General features: G+C 75.4%; 16 protein-coding genes. 5 read left to right on the plus strand and 11 right to left on the minus strand.

Annotated elements, in window-relative coordinates; genetic code table 11:
* Positions 1 to 10 precede the first annotated feature (10 nt).
* From alaS to K5O09_RS10220, 5 genes are all read right to left on the minus strand, one after another.
* Positions 11 to 2,707 (minus strand): alanine--tRNA ligase, encoded by a 2,697-nt coding sequence (gene alaS / locus K5O09_RS10200; protein ID WP_222169461.1) that lies wholly within the window; start codon positions 2,705 to 2,707, stop codon positions 11 to 13.
* 119 nt (positions 2,708 to 2,826) lie between these two features.
* Positions 2,827 to 3,309: a hypothetical protein gene (locus K5O09_RS10205; RefSeq protein WP_222169462.1), complete on the minus strand. Its 483-nt coding sequence runs from the start codon at positions 3,307 to 3,309 to the stop codon at positions 2,827 to 2,829.
* The gene (locus K5O09_RS10210) at positions 3,306 to 3,668 is read right to left on the minus strand and encodes a DUF948 domain-containing protein (RefSeq protein WP_222169463.1); all 363 of its coding nucleotides are present in this window, start codon (positions 3,666 to 3,668) and stop codon (positions 3,306 to 3,308) included. The genes K5O09_RS10205 and K5O09_RS10210 overlap by 4 nt, the downstream gene beginning before the upstream one ends.
* Positions 3,669 to 3,814: 146 nt before the next feature.
* On the minus strand, positions 3,815 to 4,441 hold the full coding sequence (gene rpsD / locus K5O09_RS10215; protein ID WP_222169464.1) for a 30S ribosomal protein S4: 627 nt from the start codon (positions 4,439 to 4,441) through the stop codon (positions 3,815 to 3,817).
* A 245-nt stretch (positions 4,442 to 4,686) separates the two neighbouring features.
* Positions 4,687 to 6,120, minus strand: a complete 1,434-nt coding sequence (locus K5O09_RS10220) for a replication-associated recombination protein A (protein WP_222169465.1) — start codon at positions 6,118 to 6,120, stop codon at positions 4,687 to 4,689.
* A 116-nt stretch (positions 6,121 to 6,236) separates the two neighbouring features.
* Here K5O09_RS10220 and K5O09_RS10225 point away from each other — a divergent pair, with 116 nt between their 5' ends.
* Complete coding sequence (locus K5O09_RS10225; RefSeq protein WP_370635422.1) at positions 6,237 to 8,474, plus strand: MMPL family transporter; 2,238 nt, start codon at positions 6,237 to 6,239, stop codon at positions 8,472 to 8,474.
* 298 nt (positions 8,475 to 8,772) lie between these two features.
* Here K5O09_RS10225 and K5O09_RS10230 read toward each other — a convergent pair whose 3' ends face one another.
* The 3 genes from K5O09_RS10230 to K5O09_RS10240 all read right to left on the minus strand — a co-directional run bounded on the left by K5O09_RS10230 (position 8,773) and on the right by K5O09_RS10240 (position 12,627).
* A complete protein-coding gene (locus tag K5O09_RS10230; RefSeq protein WP_222169467.1) occupies positions 8,773 to 9,579 on the minus strand; it encodes a GNAT family N-acetyltransferase in 807 nt (268 codons plus the stop codon).
* Positions 9,576 to 11,399, minus strand: coding sequence for an aspartate--tRNA ligase (gene aspS, locus K5O09_RS10235; RefSeq protein ID WP_222169468.1), 1,824 nt, complete (start codon positions 11,397 to 11,399; stop codon positions 9,576 to 9,578). The genes K5O09_RS10230 and aspS overlap by 4 nt, the downstream gene beginning before the upstream one ends.
* A gap of 157 nt (positions 11,400 to 11,556) precedes the next feature.
* Complete coding sequence (locus tag K5O09_RS10240) at positions 11,557 to 12,627, minus strand: Rv2578c family radical SAM protein (RefSeq protein WP_222169469.1); 1,071 nt, start codon at positions 12,625 to 12,627, stop codon at positions 11,557 to 11,559.
* Between the two features lie 106 nt (positions 12,628 to 12,733).
* Here K5O09_RS10240 and K5O09_RS10245 point away from each other — a divergent pair, with 106 nt between their 5' ends.
* Positions 12,734 to 13,258, plus strand: a complete 525-nt coding sequence (locus tag K5O09_RS10245; RefSeq protein WP_222169470.1) for a TspO/MBR family protein — start codon at positions 12,734 to 12,736, stop codon at positions 13,256 to 13,258.
* Between the two features lie 76 nt (positions 13,259 to 13,334).
* On the opposite strand, the gene hisS is transcribed toward K5O09_RS10245, so the two are convergent.
* A complete protein-coding gene (gene hisS / locus K5O09_RS10250; RefSeq protein WP_222169471.1) occupies positions 13,335 to 14,705 on the minus strand; it encodes a histidine--tRNA ligase in 1,371 nt (456 codons plus the stop codon).
* Positions 14,706 to 14,710: 5 nt separating this feature from the next.
* Positions 14,711 to 15,412 carry an MBL fold metallo-hydrolase gene (locus K5O09_RS10255; protein ID WP_222169472.1) on the minus strand — a complete coding sequence of 234 codons (702 nt, stop codon included), beginning with the start codon at positions 15,410 to 15,412 and terminating at the stop codon, positions 14,711 to 14,713.
* Positions 15,413 to 15,563: 151 nt separating this feature from the next.
* Here K5O09_RS10255 and K5O09_RS10260 point away from each other — a divergent pair, with 151 nt between their 5' ends.
* The 3 genes from K5O09_RS10260 to K5O09_RS10270 all read left to right on the plus strand — a co-directional run bounded on the left by K5O09_RS10260 (position 15,564) and on the right by K5O09_RS10270 (position 18,866).
* The gene (locus K5O09_RS10260; RefSeq protein ID WP_222169473.1) at positions 15,564 to 16,340 is read left to right on the plus strand and encodes a peptidylprolyl isomerase; all 777 of its coding nucleotides are present in this window, start codon (positions 15,564 to 15,566) and stop codon (positions 16,338 to 16,340) included.
* Positions 16,337 to 18,175 (plus strand): DUF349 domain-containing protein, encoded by a 1,839-nt coding sequence (locus K5O09_RS10265; RefSeq protein ID WP_222169474.1) that lies wholly within the window; start codon positions 16,337 to 16,339, stop codon positions 18,173 to 18,175. Before K5O09_RS10260 ends, K5O09_RS10265 begins: the two co-directional genes overlap by 4 nt.
* A 64-nt stretch (positions 18,176 to 18,239) precedes the next feature.
* Complete coding sequence (locus tag K5O09_RS10270) at positions 18,240 to 18,866, plus strand: hypothetical protein (protein WP_222169475.1); 627 nt, start codon at positions 18,240 to 18,242, stop codon at positions 18,864 to 18,866.
* Here the strand turns inward: K5O09_RS10270 and K5O09_RS10275 are convergent.
* A complete protein-coding gene (locus tag K5O09_RS10275) occupies positions 18,818 to 21,139 on the minus strand; it encodes a bifunctional (p)ppGpp synthetase/guanosine-3',5'-bis(diphosphate) 3'-pyrophosphohydrolase (RefSeq protein ID WP_222169476.1) in 2,322 nt (773 codons plus the stop codon). The genes K5O09_RS10270 and K5O09_RS10275 overlap by 49 nt on opposite strands.
* Between the last annotated feature and the right edge of the window lie 92 nt (positions 21,140 to 21,231).

Consider the following 21,231-nt stretch of genomic DNA (forward strand, 5'->3'; position numbering starts at 1 on the left):
GCCACCCCGCTCAGACGCCCGCCCGGATCGCGTCGCGCACCCCGGCGAGGGCCTCCGGCAGGCGGGCCGCGTCGGCACCGCCGCCCTGCGCGAGGTCGTCCTTGCCGCCGCCGCCCCCGCCGAGCAGCCCGGAGGCGGTCCGCACGAGCGCACCGGCCCGCACGCCCTTCTCCCGGGCTCCCGCGTTCGTGGCGACGACCACGACGGGCCGGCCCTTCGCGACCCCGCCGACGGCGACGACCGCGGGCGAGGACTCGCCGAGGCGGCCCCGGACGTCGAGCACCAGCGTGCGCAGGTCGTCCGCCGTGGCCTCGCCGGCGTCGTGCGTCACGACCCGCACGCCCGCCACCTCCTCCGCGGACGCGGCGAGCGCGCCCGCCGCCGCGAGGACCTGGGCGGCCCGCGCGGACGCGAGCTGCTTCTCGGAGTCCTTCAGCCGCGTGAGCAGCGAGGACACGCGGTCCGCGAGCTCGTCGGGGCGCGCCCCGAGCAGGCCCGAGAGCTGCCCCACCAGCGCGCGCTCCTTGGCGTGGAAGCCGTACGCCCCGTCACCCACGAGGGCGTCGACGCGGCGGACTCCGGAGCCGATGGACGACTCGCCGAGGAGCGTCACGAGGCCGAGCTCGCCGGAGCGGCGCACGTGGGTGCCACCGCAGAGCTCGCGCGACCAGTCGCCGCCGATCGACACGACGCGCACCTGGTCGCCGTACTTCTCCCCGAACAGCGCCATGGCGCCGAGCGCCCGCGCCTCCGCGATCGGCATGACCGCGTCCGTGACCTCGAGGTCCTCCTGGAGCCGGGTGTTGACGCGCCCCTCGACCTCGGACAGCACGCCCTGCGGGACGGCCTGGCCGGAGCGGAAGTCGAACCGCACGCGGCTCGGGGCGTTCTCCGAGCCCGCCTGGGTCGCGGTCGGGCCCAGGGACTCCTGGATCGCCTTGTGGACCATGTGCGTGGCGGTGTGCGCACGGCTGATCGCGAGGCGGCGCTCGGTGTCGATCGCGGCGACGCCGGGCTCGTCGAGCGTGACGGTGCCCTCCACGAGGCGCCCGCGGTGCACGGGCAGGCCCTTGACGGGCGCCTGGACGTCGTCGACCTCGATCGTCGCGCCCCCGTCCAGCACGATCGTGCCGTGGTCCGCGAGCTGGCCACCCATCTCGGCGTAGAACGGCGTGACGTCCAGGACGACCTCGACGTCCGCCGGGGCCGTCGCCGCGGGCGCGGGCGCACCGTCGACCAGCAGGCCCACGACCCGCGCGCGGGACGTGGTGCGGTCGTAGCCGACGAACTCGACGGGCTTGCCGGCCGAGCCGCTGAGCGTCGCGTGCAGGTCCTGGTACGCCGCCGTGTCCGTGCGGCCCGCGCGCTTGGCCAGCGCGTCCGCCCGGGCGCGGTCGCGCTGCGCCTGCATCAGGGTCCGGAACGCCTTCTCGTCGACGGAGACGCCCTGCTCGGCCGCCATCTCGAGGGTGAGGTCGATCGGGAAGCCGTAGGTGTCGTGCAGCTGGAACGCCTTCTCGCCCGACAGGAGCGGCGACGCGCCCGGCGAGCCCGCGGACTTCGCCTCCGAGACCGCCAGGTCGAGGATCGACGTGCCGGACACCAGGGTGCGCAGGAACGCCTCCTCCTCCGCGTACGCGACCCGGGCGATGCGGTCGAAGTCGCGCGCGAGCTCCGGGTACGACGGTGACATCGCGTCGCGGGACACGGGCAGCAGCGTCGGCAGCGCCGGCGTCTCGACCCCGAGCAGGCGCATCGCCCGCACCGCGCGGCGCAGCAGGCGACGCAGCACGTAGCCGCGGCCCTCGTTGGACGGCACGACCCCGTCGCCCATGAGCATCAGGCCCGAGCGCACGTGGTCCGCGACCACGCGCATCCGCACGTCGTCCTCGTGGTCGGCGCCGTAGCGGCGTCCGGACAGCTGCTGCGCGGCCTCGATGACCGGGAAGACCTCGTCGATCTCGTACATGTTGTCGACGCCCTGCAGCAGGAACGCGACGCGCTCCAGGCCCATGCCGGTGTCGATGTTCTTCTGCTTGAGCTCGCCGAGGATCGGGAAGTTCTCCTTGCCGCCCCCGTCGCCCCGCTCGTACTGCATGAAGACGAGGTTCCAGATCTCGATGTACCGGTCCTCGTCGGCGACCGGGCCGCCCTCGCGCCCGTACGCCGGGCCGCGGTCGACGTAGATCTCCGAGCACGGACCGGCGGGGCCGCGCGCACCGGTGGACCAGTAGTTGTCCTTCATGCCGCGGCGCTGGATGCGCTCGTCCGGCAGGCCTGCGATCGTCTTCCAGAGCTCCGCCGCCTCGTCGTCGGTCTCGTAGACCGTGACCCAGATCGTCTCCGGGTCGAAGCCGTAGCCGCCCTGGTCCTGGGGGGTGGTGATCAGCTCCCACGCGTGGGTGATCGCCCCCTCCTTGAAGTAGTCGCCGAACGAGAAGTTGCCGTTCATCTGGAAGAACGTGCCGTGGCGGGTGGTCTTGCCGACCTCCTCGATGTCGAGGGTCCGCACGCACTTCTGCACGCTGGTCGCGCGCGGCCACGGGGCCGTCTGCTCGCCGAGCATGTAGGGGATGAACGGCACCATGCCCGCGATGACGAACAGCGTCGACGGGTCGGGCGAGATCAGCGGGGCCGAGGGCACCACGGCGTGACCGCGGGCCTCGAAGAAGTCGAGCCAACGCTGGCGGATCTCGGCGGTGCGCATGGTGTCCTCTGCAGTGTCGGTGGGCGGGACCGCGTCCCGCCGCTGTCGTGCTCAGCGTCGCGCCGGCCCGGGGTGTTCCCGTCCGGCCGGGGAGCAGCCTAGGGGGCTGCGGGCCGTCGTCAGTAGAACGAGTACGGCACGTCGCCGTCCTCGTCCTCCGGGTCCTCGGTGGGCTCCTCGGCCCAGCCGCGACGGGCGCGGGCCTCGCGGGCGGCCGACCGGGCCTCGGGGTCGTGGTGCCAGGCCGGCGGCACGGCACCGCCGTCGTCCGACGTGGTCGCGCGCCGCGCAGCGCGCTCGGCCCGCAGGGCGTCCACGTCCACGTCGCCGACGAGGTCGTGCCGCAGCTGCGCCTCGCGCTCCGCCATGCCGGCCCGCAGCTCCCGCCGGGCGTCGGCGAGCGAGCGGACCGCGCCGGCGGTGGTCGCCCCGGCCCGGAAGGCGGTGCGCGCGGCCTGGGCCGCCAGGGCGGCGGCCCCGAGGGAGCCGTCCGCGGCCGGGGCCGCGTCGCGCGCAGCCCCCGGGGTGTCCAGCAGCCCCAGGCGGCGCGCACCGGCGACGGCCACGGCCGCCCCGACGCCGACCCAGAACAGCCGTCTCATCGCGCCGACCGGCCCTTGCCGAGCCCCGACAGCGCGCGCCGGACGCCGTAGCTGAAGGCCGCGACCTTGATCATCGGCCCGCCGACGGTCGCCGCGAACAGCGAGGTGAGCGCCGAGACGTTCTGCGTGACCTGCGCCGCGGAGGTCGTGATCGCGTCCACGCGCTCGAGCTGGGTGTTGGTCGCGGACACGGTCGTCGCCGCCTCGTCGAGGATCGGCACGGTGTGCTCGGTGATCTCCCGGACGGACGTGCGGGTCTCGTCCAGCACCCGGCCGAGCTTCACCAGCGGCACGGCGAGCGCGCCGACCAGCAGCACGAAGGCGGTGGCCGCGATCAGCCCCGCGATGTCTCCCAGCATGGCCAGCCCTTCTGCGTCGTGTCGGCGCCGTGCGGCGTCACCGGAACCCTACCGGGAGCGGCGCGGCGGCCCCGGGACGGCCGCGACGCCCCGCACACGGTCCCTGTCGGGCGGTGCGGGGCGTCGCGGTCGGTGTCGCGGGTGCGTCAGCGGGCGTAGTACTCGACGACCAGCTGGACCTCGCACGTGATCGGCACCTCGGCACGCTTCGGGCGGCGCGTCAGCACAGCCGAGAGCTTCTCGAGCTGCACGTCCAGGTAGCCCGGGACGGCCGGCAGCACGTCGCGGTGCGCGCCGGCGGCGGCGACCTGGAACGGCACCGTCGTCTGCGACTTCGGCTTGATCTGGAGGGTCTGGCCCTCCTTCACACGGAACGACGGGCGGTCCACGATCTTGCCGTCGACGAGCACGTGGCGGTGCACGACCACCTGGCGGGCCTGCAGGATGGTGCGGGCGAAGCCGGCGCGGAGCACCAGCGCGTCCAGGCGGGTCTCGAGGTCCTCGACGAGGGCCTCACCGGTCAGGCCCGGGGCCTTGCGGGCGGCCTCGTAGGCGCGGGCCAGCTGCTTCTCGCGCAGCGCGTACTGGGCGCGCAGACGCTGCTTCTCGCGCAGGCGCACGGCGTAGTCGGACTCGGTGCGGCGGCGGGCGCGGCCGTGCTCGCCGGGCGGGTAGGGGCGCTTCTCGAAGTGCTTGACGGCCTTCGGCGTCAGCGCGAGGCCCAGGGCGCGCGAGAGGCGCACCTGGCGGCGCGAACGGGTCACGTTGCTCACAGTGTTCTTCCTGTCGTTCGATCACGGCACACCCGGGCGCGGGAGGTTCCGCGGCGGGCGTGGGGCCGACCTTCGTGCCGGAGCCGCTCGGGAGCGGCGGTGGCTGGCTAGGGCCCCAGGCGCGTCCGGTGAACCCGGACGACCGGTCGACTCTACCGGCTCGGACGCCCTGCGCCTAACCGTCGCCACGGGGGCCCGCCGGCCCCGCGCTCGGCCGCCGCCCGTCGCCACGGGCGCGGCACCGGTCAGCCACCGCCCCCGGGAGCGGGCGCCTGGTCGAGCACCGACCGGATCCGCCCGAGCCGCTCACCCACCTGCCGCTCGTAGCCGTTGTCCGTCGGCGCGTAGTAGCGGGTGCCGACCAGGTCGTCCGGGAGGTACTGCTGCGCGGCGATGCCGTGCGGGTGGTCGTGCGCGTAGAGGTAGCCCTTCCCGTGGCCGAGCGCCTCGGCGCCGGCGTAGTGCGCGTCGCGCAGGTGCGGCGGCACGGACCCGACCCGGCCGGCCCGCACGTCCGTCAGGGCCGCGTCGATGCCGGTGTAGGCGGCGTTCGACTTCGGCGCGGTCGCCAGGTGCACGACAGCCTCGGCGAGGATGATGCGCGCCTCCGGCATGCCGATCAGGGCCACGGCCTGCGCGGCGGCGACGGCGGTCTGCAGCGCGCTCGGGTCCGCCATGCCGACGTCCTCGGCGGCGGAGATGACGACCCGCCGCGCGATGAACCGCGGGTCCTCCCCCGCGGCGATCATCCGCGCGAGGTAGTGCAGGGCCGCGTCGACGTCCGAGCCGCGCACCGACTTGATGAAGGCGCTGATGACGTCGTAGTGCTGGTCGCCGTCACGGTCGTAGCGCACGGCGGCGACGTCGATCGCGCGCTCGACGGTCGCGAGGTCGACGACAGCCGGCGCGTCCGCGTCCTCGCCGTCGTGGTCCGCGTCCGGGTCGGCCGCACGCGCGTCCCGGTCGGCGAGCGCCGCACCCGCGGCGGCCTCGAGGACCGTCAGGGCCTTGCGCGCGTCGCCGCCCGCGAGCCGCAGCAGGTGCTCCTCGGCCTCCTCCTCGAGCCGCACGGCACCGCCGAGCCCCCGCTCGTCGACGACGGCCCGGCGCACCAGCGCCCGCACGTCCTCGGTACCGAGCGGCTTCAGCGTGAGCAGCAGGGAGCGCGACAGCAGCGGCGAGTTCACGGAGAAGCTCGGGTTCTCGGTCGTCGCCGCCACCAGCGTCACCCAGCGGTTCTCGACGCTCGGCAGCAGCGCGTCCTGCTGCGCCTTGGTGAAGCGGTGCACCTCGTCGATGAACAGCACCGTCTCGGAACCGTCCGCGGCCAGACGGCGACGGGCGTCGTCGACCACCTGGCGGACGTCCTTGACCCCGGCGGTCACGGCCGACAGCTCGACGAACCGCCTCCCGGACGTCGTCGCCACGAGGTACGCGAGCGTGGTCTTGCCCGTGCCCGGCGGCCCCCACAGCACGACGGACGACGGCGCCGCCCGCCGCGACGCGTCACCCGCACCGCCCTCGACGAGGCGGCGGAGGGGAGACCCCGGCACCAGGAGGTGCTCCTGCCCGGCGACCTCCGCCAGGCTGCTCGGCCGCATCCGCACGGCGAGCGGCGCCCCCGCGGACGGCGCGGGGGTGCCCTGCGCGGTGGAGGTCACCGCGTCGAACAGGTCCATGCGGCGAGCCTACGCAGCCCCGCCGACAACTGAGGACCCGGGCCGGCGGGCCGTCCCGCCGGCCCCGCCGCCGCCGGTGATGCGCGAGCCCGGTCCGGCCTGCGATGCTGACCGGCGTGTTCGAGAGCCTGGGGCGCACCGTCGCCCGTCACCCCCGCCTGACGCTCGCCGCCTGGGCGGTCGTCGCCGTCGTCTGCGCCCTGCTGGCGCTGGTCGGCGTCGGGGGTCAGAACCTCTTCGACCGCCTCACCACCGGCGAGCCGGTGGTGCCGGGCTCCGACAGCGCCCGCGCGAGCGAGCTGCTCGCGCAGTCCGACACGTCGGGCGCGTCCCTGACGCTCGTCGTGCAGGGCGTGGACCCGGCGGCGGAGGGCCTCGCGGACGCGCTCGAGCCCGCGCGCGCCGACGTCGCGGACGTGCCGGGAGTCGTCTCGGTCATCGACCCGTTCGTCCTCCCGGAGGGTGTCGAGAACCCCGCGGCCGCCCCGCTGCTGGCCGCCGACGGTGACGGGTTCCTCGTGGTCGTCGAGCTCGACCCCGCGCTGGCCGACGACGCGGAGGACGCGGCGCTGCACGACGTCGAGCAGCGGCTGCGCGAGGTGCCGGCCGCGCTCGACGACGTGTCCCCCGGTGCCACGGGACTGGTCGGCGGGACCTCCTTGATCGTCTCGGCCATCACCGACCAGGTCGAGCGGGACCTCACCACGGGCGAGGCGATCGCCCTGCCGGTGGCGCTGCTCATCATGGTGCTGGTGTTCGGCGGGTTCCTCGCCGCCGCCATGCCGATCGTCGGCGCCGTCGCGTCCATCGCGGGTGGCCTCGGTGCGCTCGTCGGCCTGTCGTACCTGATGGACGACCTCGAGTCCTCGGTCGTCAACGTGGTCACCGTGCTCGGGCTCGGCCTGTCGATCGACTACGGCCTGCTCATCGTGTCCCGGTTCCGCGAGGAGCTGGGCCGGGCGCTCGGCGACGACGAGGGACGGTCCGCGCGCCGGCGCCGGGGCGACGGGGCGGTCGTCACCGCCCTGGTCACGACGATGGGCACCGCCGGGCGCACGGTGGCGTTCTCCGCCCTGACGGTCGGGGTCTCGATCGCGGGCCTGCTGGTGTTCCGGCAGGACATCCTGCGGGCGTTCGGCGCCGGGTCCGTGGCCGTCATCGTCTTCGCGGTCGCGACCGCCCTGACGCTGGTGCCCGCGCTCCTCGTGCTCGGGGGGCGGCGCCTGGCCCGGCCGAGCGTGCTCGCCCGCGTGCCCGGCGTGCGGAGCGTCCTCGCCCGCACCGCGGACGTCGCGTCCGAGGAGGGCGCGTTCTCGCGGCTCGCGGCCCGCGTGCAGCGCCGTCCCTGGTGGGTGATGGGCGGCTCGCTCGCCGTGCTCCTCGTCCTCGCGTCCCCGCTGCTGCACGTCGAGCTCCGCAACTCCACGACGCAGCTCCTGCCGATGTCCAGCCCGCAGCGCGAGTTCGTGCGCGTGCTCGCGGAGCAGTACCCGGCGTCGTCCTCGCCGTCCGTGGTGCTCGTCGCGCAGACCGGTGAGGCCGACGCCGCCGCGGCCGTCCCGGAGATCGAGGCGCTCGACGGCGTCGCCTCCGTCGACCCGCCGACGGTGCGCGACTCGGTGGTCGTGATCGGGGTGCGCCCCGACAGCACCGACCCCGGCGGCGCTGTCGCGCAGGAGGTCGTGCAGGGGCTGCGCGACCTGGACCTCCCCTTCGACGCGTGGGTCGGCGGTCAGGCGGCCAACCAGATCGACTTCACCGACGCGCTGTTCGACCGCGCACCCTGGGCTCTCGGGGTGGTGGCGCTCGCGACGCTGGTCCTGCTGTTCCTCATGACCGGCTCGCTGCTCGTGCCGGTCAAGGCGCTGCTCACCAACGCCGTGTCGCTGAGCGCGTCGCTCGGCATCCTGGTCTGGGTGTTCCAGGACGGGCACCTGTCCGGGCTGCTCGGCTTCGAGTCCACCGGCGGCATCGAGACGTACGTGCTCGCGCTCGTCATCGCCTTCGCCTTCGGCCTCGCCATGGACTACGAGGTGTTCCTGCTCTCGCGCATCAAGGAGCTGCACGACGCGGGCGCGAGCAACGACGAGTCCGTCCGCCTCGGCCTGCAGCGGTCCGGGCGCGTCATCACGTCTGCCGCGGCGATCATCGTGGCCGTCTTCGCCGGGTTCGTCGCCGGGGAGCTGCTCGTCATCAAGGAGGTCGGCTTCTCGCTGGCCGTCGCGGTGCTCATCGACGCGACCCTCGTCCGCCTGCTGCTGGTCCCGGCGACGATGACGGTCCTCGGCGACCTCAACTGGTGGGCCCCGGCCCCGCTGCGCCGCCTCCACGCCCGCCTGGCGATCACCCACTGACCCCGGACGCCCCCACCCCGCCTCCCGCCGGCCCGCCGGCCCGCCGGCCCCCACGCCCGCCGTCACCCACGTCCGCCGGCACGTCGGAGGCTCCGACGTGCCGTCGAGGTGGTCCGGCACCCACCACGACGACACGTCGGAGCCTCCCACCGTTCCCCGCGAGCCCGTGGCGCCGCCCGGCGCCGTGCCGCGGGACACCCGCTGACAGTCCGCCCCATCTCGCTGCGCGAGCCTCGTCGGACTGCGGGGGGCCGGGAGGCGGGGGCAGGAAGGGGAAGCAGGAGGGCGCGGGGTGGCGTCAGGGGCGGCGGAGGGTGGTCATGCGGTGGAGGGTGCGCAGGCCCAGGCGGTGGTAGATGCGGCGGGCGGCGTCGTTGTCGTCCCACATGCCGAGCGAGACCCAGTCCGCGCCGTCGGCCAGGAGCGTGCGCGTCGCGGCGGCCGTCAGCGCGGCGCCGAGCCCCTGGCCGCGGTCACCGGGCCGGACGCCCAGCCCGTGCAGGTGGGCCGACCCCGGTTCGCCCGGACGGCGCCCGCCCCGGCCCGCGCGCGGCGCCGACCCGATCACCCCCGCCAGCGTGCCGTCGGGCGCGACGCTCCCCCACCAGCGCTCGCCCGGACCGGTGGGGTCGGCGTCCGTGGTCGGGTTGGCGGCGGCGAGGCACGCGCGGATCGTGTCGGCGTCGCCGGCCGGGTCGAGCTCCCGGACCCCGACCTCGCCCGCCAGCGCGGGCGGGGCGTGCTCGGTGACCATCCACTCCCAGCCGGTCCGCGCGGGTCGCAGACCCAGGCGCGTGACGTCCGCGGCCTGCAGCAGCCCGAGGGCCGCCGTGTCCACCCACGCCACGGTGTGCGCGGCCCGGGTGCCCGCAGCACGGGCGTGCGCACGCAGCAGCTCCGCGGCCGGCGCCGCCGGGCCGAGGACGACCAGGCTCGTGCGCGTCCCCGGTCGCCCGCCGGCCGGGACGGCGCGCTGCACGAGCAGCAGCGCGCCGTCCCGGGTGAGCACCTGCTCGGGCGACCACAGCGGGCGGTCGTCGAGCAGGAACGGGTCGTCCGCCCAGGGCGCCGGGAGCGTCGTCGAGGCCCCGGGCGCCGCCGTCACGCCTCGACGGGCGCCGCAGCGGCCTCGTCCGGCACGCCGGCGTCCGACCCGGGCGCCGTGGCGGGCTGCTTCGGACGAGCGTCGACGCCGGCCTCCTTGCGCTGCTGCTCCGTGATCGGCGCGGGCGCCCCGGTCAGCGGGTCGTAGCCGCCGCCCGACTTCGGGAACGCGATGACGTCGCGGATCGACTCCGCGCCCGTGAGCAGCGCGACCACCCGGTCCCAGCCGAGCGCGATCCCGCCGTGCGGCGGGGCGCCGAACTGGAAGGCGTCGAGCAGCCAGCCGAACTTCTCGCGCGCCTCCTCCTCACCGATGCCCATGACCGCGAACACGCGCTCCTGGACGTCGCGGCGGTGGATACGGATGGAGCCGCCACCGATCTCGTTGCCGTTGCAGACGATGTCGTAGGCGTACGCGAGCGCCTCGCCCGGGTCCTGCTCGAAGCGGTCGATCCACTCCGGGGTCGGGGACGTGAAGGCGTGGTGCACCGCGGTCCAGGCGCCCTCACCCACGGCGACGTCGTCGTCCTCGCCGGTCGGCTTGAACAGCGGCGCGTCGACGACCCACACGAAGGACCACTGCGACTCGTCGACCAGACCGCCGCGGCGGCCGATCTCGAGGCGGGCGGCGCCGAGCAGGGCGCGGGCCTCCGACGGGCGGCCGGCGGCGAAGAACACGGCGTCACCCGGCTGCGCGCCGACGGCCTCGGCGAGGCCGGCCCGCTCCGTCTCGGAGATGTTCTTGGCGACCGGCCCGCCGAGCGTGCCGTCCTCGGCCACCGTGACGTACGCGAGGCCCTTGGCGCCGCGCTGCTTGGCCCACTCCTGCCAGGCATCGAACCCGCGGCGCGGCGTCGACGCGCCGCCCGGCTGGACCACGGCACCGACGTACGGGGCCTGGAACACCCGGAACGGGGTCTCGGAGAAGTACCCGGTCAGCTCGACCAGCTCGAGCCCGAACCGCAGGTCCGGCTTGTCGGTCCCGTAGCGCGCCATCGCGTCCGCGTAGGTCATGCGGGCGATCGGGGTCGGGATGCGGTAGCCGATGAGGTCCCACAGGGCCACGAGGATCTGCTCGCCGAGGGCGATCACGTCCTCCTGGTCCACGAACGACATCTCGACGTCGAGCTGCGTGAACTCCGGCTGCCGGTCGGCCCGGAAGTCCTCGTCGCGGTAGCAGCGCGCGAGCTGGTAGTACCGCTCCAGCCCGCCGACCATGAGGAGCTGCTTGAACAGCTGCGGCGACTGCGGGAGCGCGTACCAGGAGCCGGGCGCCAGTCGGGCGGGCACGACGAAGTCGCGGGCGCCCTCCGGCGTCGACCGCGTCAGCGTGGGGGTCTCCACCTCGACGAAGTCGTGCGCGTCCAGCACGCGGCGGGCGGCCTGGTTGGCCTTCGCGCGCAGCCGCATCGCCCGGGCCGGCTCCGGCCGGCGCAGGTCGAGGTAGCGGTAGCGCAGGCGCGCCTCCTCGCCCACCGGCTCGTCGAGGGACGACGACACCTGGAACGGCAGCGGTGCGGACTCGTTGAGGACGACGACCTGCGCGGCGACGACCTCGACCTCGCCGGTGGCGAGGTGGGCGTTCTCGTTGCCCTCCGGGCGGCGGCCGACCTCGCCGGTGACCTGGAGGACGTACTCCGAGCGCAGCCCGTGCGCGACGGCCTCGTCACGGATGACGACCTGGGCGATGCCCGACGCGTCGCGCAGGTCCACGAACGCGACCCCACCGTGATCACGGCGGCGGTCCACCCACCCGGTCAGGGTGACGGTGGTGCCGATGTGCTCGGCCCGCAGCGAGCCGGCGGTGTGGGTGCGCAGCACGACAAGTCCTCTCAGGTGGTGGGTCGCTGCACGCAGCAGCCCGGCGAGTCTACTGCCGGACGCCCACCCCGCCCCGACGCCCGCACGGCACGGCGGGGACGCGGGCCGGGCCCGAGACCCGCCTGCGCCGGGTGCACCCCGGGGCCGGCTGCCCAGGTCAGAACAGTGCCGGCTGCACGGCCCCGGACGCCGCCGCGCGGGGCACCACTCCCGCGACCACCGCCTCCGGGCTCTCGGAGGGCTGGGCCCGCCACGGCGAGGGCTCCCCCGCTCCCTGCCCCGGACCGGGCAGGCCGTGCCGCCGGCGCAGCGGCCGCATCCGGTCCCGCAGCCAGCGCCGGTACTCCTCCGGCACGTACGCACCGCGCCCGTAGAGCCGCTGGTAGCGCGGCACCAGCACGGGCCTGTGCTCGCGGAGCCACCCCAGCACCAGGGGCCGGACGGGCCCCCGCAGGTGCAGCGGGATGACCGTCACCCAGGAGGCCCCGGCCTCGGCGAGGTCCCCCAGGAGCGCGTCGAGGTGCTCGGTCGAGTCGGTCAGCCACGGCAGCACGGGGGCGACCAGCACGCCGCACTCCAGCCCGGCCTCCCGCACCGCGCGGACCAGCGCCAACCGGGCCCGGGGCGTCGGGGTCCCCGGCTCGAGGGCCTGCTGCAGACCCTCGTCCCCGACGGCGAGCGACACCGCGACGCTCACGCCGACCTCCGCCTGCGCGGCGGCGAGCAGCGGGAGGTCACGGCGCAGCAGCGTCCCCTTGGTCAACAGCGACAGCGGCGTCCCCGAGCGCGCCAGCGCCTCGATGATGCCCGGCATGAGGGCGTAGCGGCCCTCGGCCCGCTGGTAGGGGTCGGTGTTCGTGCCGAGCGCCACGTGCTCGTGCCGCCAGGAGGGCCGGCGCAGCTCCGCGGTCAGCACCTCGACCACGTTGGTCTTGACGACGATCTGGGTCTCGAAGTCCGCGCCGGCGTCGAGCCCGAGGTACTCGTGCGTGGGCCGCGCGAAGCAGTAGGTGCAGGCGTGCAGGCACCCCCGCATGGGGTTGACGGTCCACCGGAACGGCATCGCCGACGACTCCGGCACCTTGTTGAGCGCCGACTTCGCGTGCACCTCGTGGAACGTCACGCCGGCGAACTCGGGGGTGCGCACCGACCGCTGGTGACCCGCCAGCGCGAGCCCGGGCAGTGTTCCGCCCGCCTCCGTCGCGATCTTCTGCCCGTCCCACCGCACGCCACGATTCGAACACGTGTTCGACCCGCTGGCAAGCCCTGCGCCACGCCGTCTGCCCGACTGCCCTCCGGTTGCCCCGGCGGCCGGGTGCACGGACCGTGGAGGCATGACCTCGACGCACCCCGACGTCCCCGCCACCACCAGCCGGGACGCGGCGCCCGCCTCCCGCGGCTGGCCCGTGCTCGTCGCGCTGCTGGCGGTGAACGCCGCCGTCGCGTGGGGCGGCGGCCTCGCGTCCACCTCCGCGGTGGACGGCTGGTACGCCGCGGCCGACAAGCCGGCGTGGACCCCTCCGGACTGGGTCTTCGGGCCGGTCTGGACCGTGCTGTACGTCCTCATGGCCGTCGCGGCGTGGCTGCTCTGGCGCCGCCACGGCGCGCGCGCCGGCCGCACCGCCCTCGTGCTGTACGGCGTGCAGCTCGCGCTCAACGCCGCGTGGACGCCGGTGTTCTTCGGGGCGCAGCAGCTCGGCGCGGGGCTCGTGATCATCCTGGCGCTGGAGGTCGCGCTGGTGGCGACCGTCGTCGCGTTCCACCGGCTCTCGCCAGCCGTGGCGTGGCTGCTCGGGCCGTACCTGGCGTGGGTGCTCTACGCGACGACGCTCAACGCCGGCGTGCTCGCGCTGAGCTGAGCGACGGGCGACGTGCGACCCGGCGCGGGCCCGCGCCCCGGGGCAGCCGCGCTGCACGGCCCCGGACGCGCCCGCCTCAGTCCCCCGCGGGGACGACGCGCGGGTGCAGGTCGTCGGCGGGCGGTGCCCAGAGCGCGGCGTCGGCGTCGACCTGCTCGCCGGACCGGATGTCCTTGACCTGGTCGGCGGCGCCGTCCTCGGTCGCGGGGAACCACACGAACGGGATCCCGCGCCGGTCGGCGTGCCGGATCTGCTTGCCGAACTTCGCGGCCGTCGGCGCGACCTCCACCGGGACCCCCCGGGCCCGCAGCGCGGTCGCGACGGCGTCGGACGCCGCCCGGGTCTCCTCGGACGTCACCGCGACCAGCACGGCCGCCGGGACGCCGCGCGTGGCGCGGACGAGCCCGCCGGTCAGCAGGCGGGACACGAGCCGGGACACACCGATCGACAGGCCGACGCCCGGGTAGGTCTGCTTGCCGTCGGACGCGAGCGTGTCGTACCGGCCGCCGGAGCAGATCGACCCGAGCTGCTCGTGCCCCACCAGCACCGTCTCGTAGACGGACCCGGTGTAGTAGTCCAGGCCCCGGGCGATCTTGAGGTCGGCCACGACCACGCCGGGCGCGCGGACCGCGGCGGCCTCGACGAGCTGGCGCAGCTCGGCCAGGCCCTGCTCCATCAGCTCGGACTCCACGCCGTGCCGCGCGGCGAGCTCCCGCACCCGGTCGACCACCCCGGCGTCACCGCCGGAGATGCCCGCGAGCTCGAGGCACGCGCGGGCCTGGTCCGCAGTCGCGCCCGCCTCGGCGACGAGCAGCCCGGCGACGGCGTCGGGCCCGACCTTGTCGAGCTTGTCGATGCTGCGCAGCACCGCGTCGACGTCCGTCAGCCCGAGGCCGCGGTAGAAGCCCTCGGCCACGCGGCGGTTGTTCACCAGGATGCGTACCGGCGGCACGCCGATCCCGCGCAGCGCCCCGAGCGCCTCCGCCATGACCAGCGGCAGGTCGACCTCGTAGTGGTACGGCAGCTCCCCCGCGCCGACGACGTCGATGTCCGCCTGGACGAACTCGCGGAACCGGCCGTCCTGCGGGCGCTCCCCGCGCCAGACCTTCTGGATCTGGTAGCGCTGGAACGGGAAGGCGAGGTGCCCGGCGTTCTCCAGCACGTACCGGGCGAAGGGCACCGTCAGGTCGAAGTGCAGGCCGAGCTGCCCGGCCCGGTCGGCGTCCGCGGCGTCGGGGTCCTCCTGGAGGCGGCGCAGGACGTAGACCTCCTTGGACGTCTCGCCCTTGCGCAGCAGCTGGTCGAGCGGCTCGACCGCCCGCGTCTCGATCCCCGCGAACCCGTGGAGCTCGAACGTGCGCCGCAGGGTGTCGAGGACGTGCTGCTCGACGACGCGACCGTCGGGGAGCCACTCGGGGAAGCCGGACAGGGGGGTGGGACGTGCCATGCGCGTCATCCTGCCAGGTACGGGTTGTGCGCCAGCTCGACGTCCACGCGGCTCGCGGGCCCGTGGCCGGGCAGCACGTGCGTGCGCGGCGGCAGCGCGGCGACGACCTCGCGCAGCGTCAGGGCCATGGCCGCAGCGTCGCCGCCCGGCAGGTCCGTCCGCCCGACCGTCCCGGCGAACAGCACGTCCCCGGTGAAGGCGATCCGCTCGCCTGCGGCCTCCAGCAGGTACAGCGTCGACCCCTCCGTGTGCCCCGGGGCGTGCCTCGCCACGAGGCGCACCCCGCCCAGCAGCAGCTCCTCGTCCGCCGTGCGGGGGCTGTCGCCCGCGCCGAACACCTCGACCGCGGCCGGCTCCCACGCCGTGCCGGTGCCGAGCGCCTCGAGGGCCGCGAGCAGCCCGCCGGCCACGCCCGCCGCGCCGTCGCCCAGCGTCCCCACCGGGTCGTCGAGCCGGTACGCGTCCCGCGCGTGCAGCCGCAGCGGGACACCCGCCGCGCCCGCGACGCGGCCCGCGTCCCACACGTGGTCGGCGTGCCCGTGCGTCGCCAGGACCCCCGCGACCTGGAGTCCGTGCTCGGCCACGGTCCGGGCGACCGCCGCCGCCACGCCGCCGCCCGGGTCGACGACGACGCAGCTCCCGTCGTCCGCCGCGACGACGTAGCAGGTGGCGGCGAACACCGGGGCCGTCAGGGGGAAGATGCGCACGGGCCCACGCTAGCGCCGCCGACGTGCCCCGCCCCGGGCCCGTGGGCGCACTCGACCGCAGCCGCGGCTGCCTAGACTGTCGGGCGGGCGCGGGCGTCCTGCGTCCGCGCGCGGGGGGCAGCCCCGGCCGATCGACCGACGAGGAGTGTGCGTGCCGTCCAGCAAGCGCGAGCGCGAGTACGAGCGGCGCCGCTACGAGAAGTGGCAGCAGCGCCAGGCGACGAAGCGCGCCCACCGGCGCCGGCTGCAGGTGGTCGCCGGCGGCGTCGTCGCCGTCCTGGTGCTCGGCACCGGTGTGGCCGCCGCCCTGCTCGTCACCGGCGGCGACGACGCCCCCGCGCAGGCCGACCCGGCGCCCACCGCGGCGGCGAGCACGCCCGCTGCCCGTACCGGCAACGGCGGCGAGGTCCCCGACGCCTCGCTGGCCGAGGACCGCACCTGGACCGGCACCATCACGACGGACCAGGGCGACGTCGGCATCGAGCTGGACGGCCGGGCGGCGCCGCAGGCGGTGGCGAGCTTCGTGACCCTCGCGCAGGAGGGGTACTTCGACGGCACCGGCTGCCACCGCCTGACCACGAGCGGCATCTACGTGCTGCAGTGCGGCGACCCGACCGGCACCGGGACGGGCGGCCCCGGCTACGCGTTCGGTCCGGTCGAGAACGCGCCGGACGACGACGTCTACCCCGCCGGGACCATCGCGATGGCCCGGCAGTCCGGCGACGGGGAGTCGCAGGGCAGCCAGTTCTTCCTGGTCTACGAGGACTCGACGATCCCGTCGGACCAGGCAGGTGGATACACCGTGTTCGGCCGCATCACGTCGGGCCTCGACGTGGTGCAGGCAGTCGCTGACGCGGGCGTGACCGGAGGTGCCTCGGACGGCGCCCCGGCGACCCCCGTCACCATCGAGGGAGTGGAGACCCAGTGACCGAGACGCCCGACGCGCAGCAGCACCCGCAGGACGGCGACGACGCCGCCGTCCCCGGGACGCCCGCCGCCGAGACGCCCGAGACGGGCTCCGCCCCCGAGACCGCGACCGCCGCTGCGCAGGACGGCACCGCGGCCGGGGCCGAGGTCGAGCCCGAAGCAGCAACCGACGCCGAGGAGCCCGCCGCCGCGGAGACCCCCGAGGCGGCGGCCGAGGCTGCCACCGAGGCCGGTTCCGCGGAGGATCCGGGTGCTGAGCCCGCTGAGCCCGCTGAGCCCGGCTCGGGGGCCGAGCCCGACGCGGCCCCGGCCTCCGAGCCGACCGACGCCACCCAGGCCCCGGTCACCGAGGCCGCCGAGGCCTCGGCAGGGGATCCGGCCGCGGACGGCGACCCGGCGCCGGACGGACCCGTGCAGGACCCTGCACCTGCACCTGCACCTGCACCCGCCCCGCGGCCCGGTCCCCGCCCGCCGCTGCCGAGCGCCTTCAAGCCGCGCCCGCGCCCGACCGCCGGTTCGGCGCCGTCGCCGGCCGCCGCGCCCGCCGTGCCCGTGCCGGTGCCGGACGACTCGGCCGAGGCCGCTGCGGCCGCCCAGTTCGGGCGGGTCGACGACGACGGCACCGTGTACGTGCGCGAGGGGGACGACGAGCGCGCCGTGGGCCAGTTCCCAGGTGCGTCCGCGGACGAGGCGCTGGCGCTGTACGTGCGCCGGTTCCTCGACCTGCAGGCCAAGGTCGCGCTGTTCGAGGCGCGGCTGACGGCGACCGACCTGGCGGTCAAGGAGATCGACCAGACGCTGGCCAAGCTCACCGAGGAGACCGCCGAGCCCGCTGCCGTCGGCGACCTCGACGGGCTGCGCACCCGGCTGGACGGCCTGCGTGCCGCCGCCGCCGAGCGCCGCGCCGCCGTGGAGGCCGAGCGCGCCGCGGCCCGCCAGGCGGCGCTGGAGGCCCGGACCGCGATCGTCGAGCGGGCCGAGAAGATCGCCACGACCGACCCCGCGCGGATGCAGTGGCGCCCGGCCGGGGAGCAGCTCCGCGGCCTGCTGGACGAGTGGAAGGACGCGCAGCGCTCGGGCCCGCGCATCGACCGCACGTCCGAGGAGGCGCTCTGGAAGCGGTTCAGCCACGCGCGCACGACGTTCGACCGGGAGCGGCGCCACTACTTCGCCGAGCTGGAGTCCCGCAACGCCGGCGCGAAGGCCGCCAAGGAGGAGATCGTGCGCGAGGCCGAGCGCCTCGCGTCGAGCACCGACTGGGGCGCCACCGCGGGCGCGTACCGCGACCTCATGGCGCGCTGGAAGGCCTCCGGCCGGGCGAGCCGGGCGGACGACGACGCCCTGTGGGCGCGGTTCCGCGCGGCGCAGGACGCGTTCTTCCACGCCCGCGACGAGGTCAACGCGGCGACCGACCGGGAGTTCCGCGCCAACCTGGAGGTCAAGGAGGCGCTGCTCGTCGAGGCCGAGGCCATCGACCCGGCGAAGGGTCTCGGCCAGGCCAAGGCCGCGCTGCGGTCGATCCAGGACCGCTGGGAGGCGGCCGGCAAGGTGCCGCGCGCCGACATCCAGCGCGTCGAGGGCCGGCTCCGCGCCGTCGAGGCGCGCGTCCGGGACGCCGACCAGGCCGAGTGGCGCCGGACCAACCCGGAGACGCGTGCGCGCGCCGAGGGCGCTGCCGCGCAGCTCGAGAACGCGATCGCGCAGCTCGAGGCCGACCTCGCGAAGGCGCAGGCGGGCGGCGACAGCCGCAAGGTCGCCGAGGCGCAGGCCGCTCTCGACGCCCGCCGGTCGTGGCTGGAGCAGGTGCAGCGGGCCGCGCAGGACTCGCGCGGCTGACGCCTGTCCACAGGGTGCCGGTCGCCCCTCGACGTCGTCGGGGGCGACCGGCATCCTGCGTCGGGTGAACCGGCGCTCCCCCGACGACCCGCCCGGGCCCGCCCGGCTCGTGCACCCCGCCGCCCTCGCCTCCCCGCCACGGCTGGTGCGCCGCTCCGACGTCGGCGACGTGGCGTGGCAGGTGCTGCTCCGCGACTGCGACCTCGTGCTGCTGCGCGGCGACGTGGCGCTCCCGCGGGGCGTCGCGGGGACGCCGGCCCTACGCGCCGCCGCCCTCGCGCCGGAGGTCGCGCGCCGGGAGGCCGTGGCGCGGGCTGCTGCGGCCTGGGTCCACCTCGGAGGGCCGCCGCCCCGACGGGTCGTGGTCGTGGACCGAGCGGCGCTCGGACCGCGGGACGTCGTCCGGCTCGGCGGCGCCCTCGTCACGTCGCCCGCGCGGACCGCCGTGGACCTGCTGTGCCGCGAACCCGCGGACGTCGTCCACGCCCTGCTGCCGGGGCTGCTGCGCGGCGGCGTGGACGCCGCGCGGCTCCGGACCCGCCTCGCTGCCACGTCGGGTCACCGCGGGGTCGACCGCGGGCTGGCGCTGCTGCGCGAGGTCGTCGAGGCCCCGGCCACCGTGCGTCCCGGCGCGGCGGCCGGTCAGACGTCGACGACCGGCTGCTCCGCCTTGGCGCCCGTGATGCGGTAGACGTCGAACACTCCCTCGACCTTCCGCACCGCCGACAGCACCGACGCCAGGTGCGACGGCTCGGCCATCTCGAACACGAAGCGCGACTGGGCGACGCGGTCACGGGACGTCGACACGGACGCGGACAGGATGTTGACGTGGTGGTCGGACAGCACCCGCGTGACGTCCGACAGCAGCCGGTTGCGGTCGAGCGCCTCCACCTGGATCTGCACGAGGAAGAGCGCGCTGCTCCCCTGGCTCCACTCGACGTCGACCATGCGCTCGGGCTGCATGCGGAGCTGGGCCACGTTGATGCAGTCGGACCGGTGCACGCTGACGCCCTGCCCGCGTGTGACGAACCCGATGATGTCGTCGCCGGGCACCGGCGTGCAGCACTTGGCCAGCTTGACCCAGATGTCGTCCACGCCCTTGACCACGACACCCGGGTCGCCGGTGCGGACGCGTCGAGCGGTCTGGCCCGGGCGGGCGACCTCGGCGATGTCCTCCTCGGCGCCCGGCTCCCCGCCCATGGCGTGGACGAGCCGCTGCACGACCGTCGCCGCGGACACCTGGCCCTCGCCGATCGCCGCGTACAGCGCGGAGACGTCCGCGTAGCGCATCTCGTTGGCGAGCGCGACGAGGGACTCGTGGGACAGCAGGCGCTGGATCGGGAGGTTCTGCTTGCGCATCGCCTTCGCGATCGCGTCCTTGCCGTGCTCGATCGCCTCCTCGCGCCGCTCCTTGGTGAACCACTGGCGGATCTTGTTGCGCGCGCGGGGGCTGGTGACGAAGCCCAGCCAGTCGCGGGAGGGCCCGGCGGTCTCGGACTTCGACGTGAAGACCTCGACGACGTCGCCGTTCTCGAGCGTGGAGTCCAGCGGCACCAGCCGGCCGTTGACGCGGGCGCCCATCGTGCGGTGCCCGACCTCGGTGTGCACGGCGTACGCGAAGTCGACGGGCGTGGCACCGGCGGGCAGCGACATGACGTCGCCCTTGGGCGTGAAGACGTAGACCTCGCCGTCGGCGATCTCGAACCGCAGGGAGTCGAGGAACTCCGACGGGTCGGCCGTCTCCTTCTGCCAGTCGACCAGCTGACGGAGCCAGGCCATGTCGTTGCCGTCGGTGTCCGTGCCGGCGTTCTTGGCGTTCTCCTTGTACTTCCAGTGCGCGGCGACGCCGTACTCCGCCCGGCGGTGCATGTCGTGCGTCCGGATCTGGATCTCCACCGGCTTGCCGCCCGGACCGATCACCGTGGTGTGCAGCGACTGGTACAGGTTGAACTTCGGCATCGCGATGTAGTCCTTGAACCGGCCCGGCACCGGGTTCCACCGCGCGTGCAGCGCACCGAGCGCCGCGTAGCAGTCCCGCACCGTGTCGACCAGGACACGCACGCCCACGAGGTCGTAGATGTCGGCGAAGTCGCGGCCCCGCACGATCATCTTCTGGTAGATCGAGTAGTAGTGCTTCGGCCGGCCGGTCACGGTCGCGCGGATCTTCGCGCTGCGCAGGTCGGCGCCCACCTGCTCCCGGACGACGGCGAGGTACTCCTCGCGCGCCGGAGCGCGCTCCGCGACCAGGTGCACGATCTCGTCGTACACCTTCGGGTAGAGCGTCTGGAACGAGAGGTCCTCGAGCTCCCACTTGATCGTGTTCATGCCCAGCCGGTGCGCGAGCGGGGCGTAGATCTCGAGCGTCTCGCGGGCCTTCTTCTCCGCGGATGCGGCCGGGACGAACTTCCACGTCCGGGCGTTGTGGAGCCGGTCGGCGAGCTTGATGACCAGCACCCGGATGTCGCGCGACATCGCGACGACCATCTTGCGCACGGTCTCGGCCTGGGCCGCGTCGCCGTACGTGACCTTGTCGAGCTTCGTGACGCCGTCGACCAGCATCGCGATCTCGGGGCCGTACTCGGCGCGCAGCTGCTCGAGGGAGTACGAGGTGTCCTCGACCGTGTCGTGCAGCAGCGCGGCCGCGAGGGTCGGCGGGGTCATGCCGAGCTCGGCGAGGATCGTCGCGACCGCCACCGGGTGCGTGATGTAGGGGTCGCCGCTCTTGCGCAGCTGCCCACGGTGGGCGGCCTCCGCCGTGGCGTAGGCACGCTCGAGCAGCGCGAGGTCGGCCTTCGGGTGGTTGGTGCGCACCGCCTGCAGCAGCGGCTCGATGACCGGCGACTGGCCGACGGCACGACCCTGCCCGAACCGGGTCAGGCGCGAGCGCACCCGGCTGGTGGACCCCGTGCTCGGGGGTGCCTCCGGCCGTGCGTCCGGGACCGACGTCCGTGCCTGGTCCGCCATGCGCGCCTCCCCTGCCGGTCGCCGCCGGCGTCCGCCGGTGCCGTGGTGGCGTCCCGGCCTCGTGCCACCGCCCGGCCGGGGGTCGCCTCGGC

This window comes from Cellulomonas sp. C5510, from assembly GCF_019797765.1.
Taxonomy (GTDB): Bacteria; Actinomycetota; Actinomycetes; order Actinomycetales; family Cellulomonadaceae; genus Cellulomonas.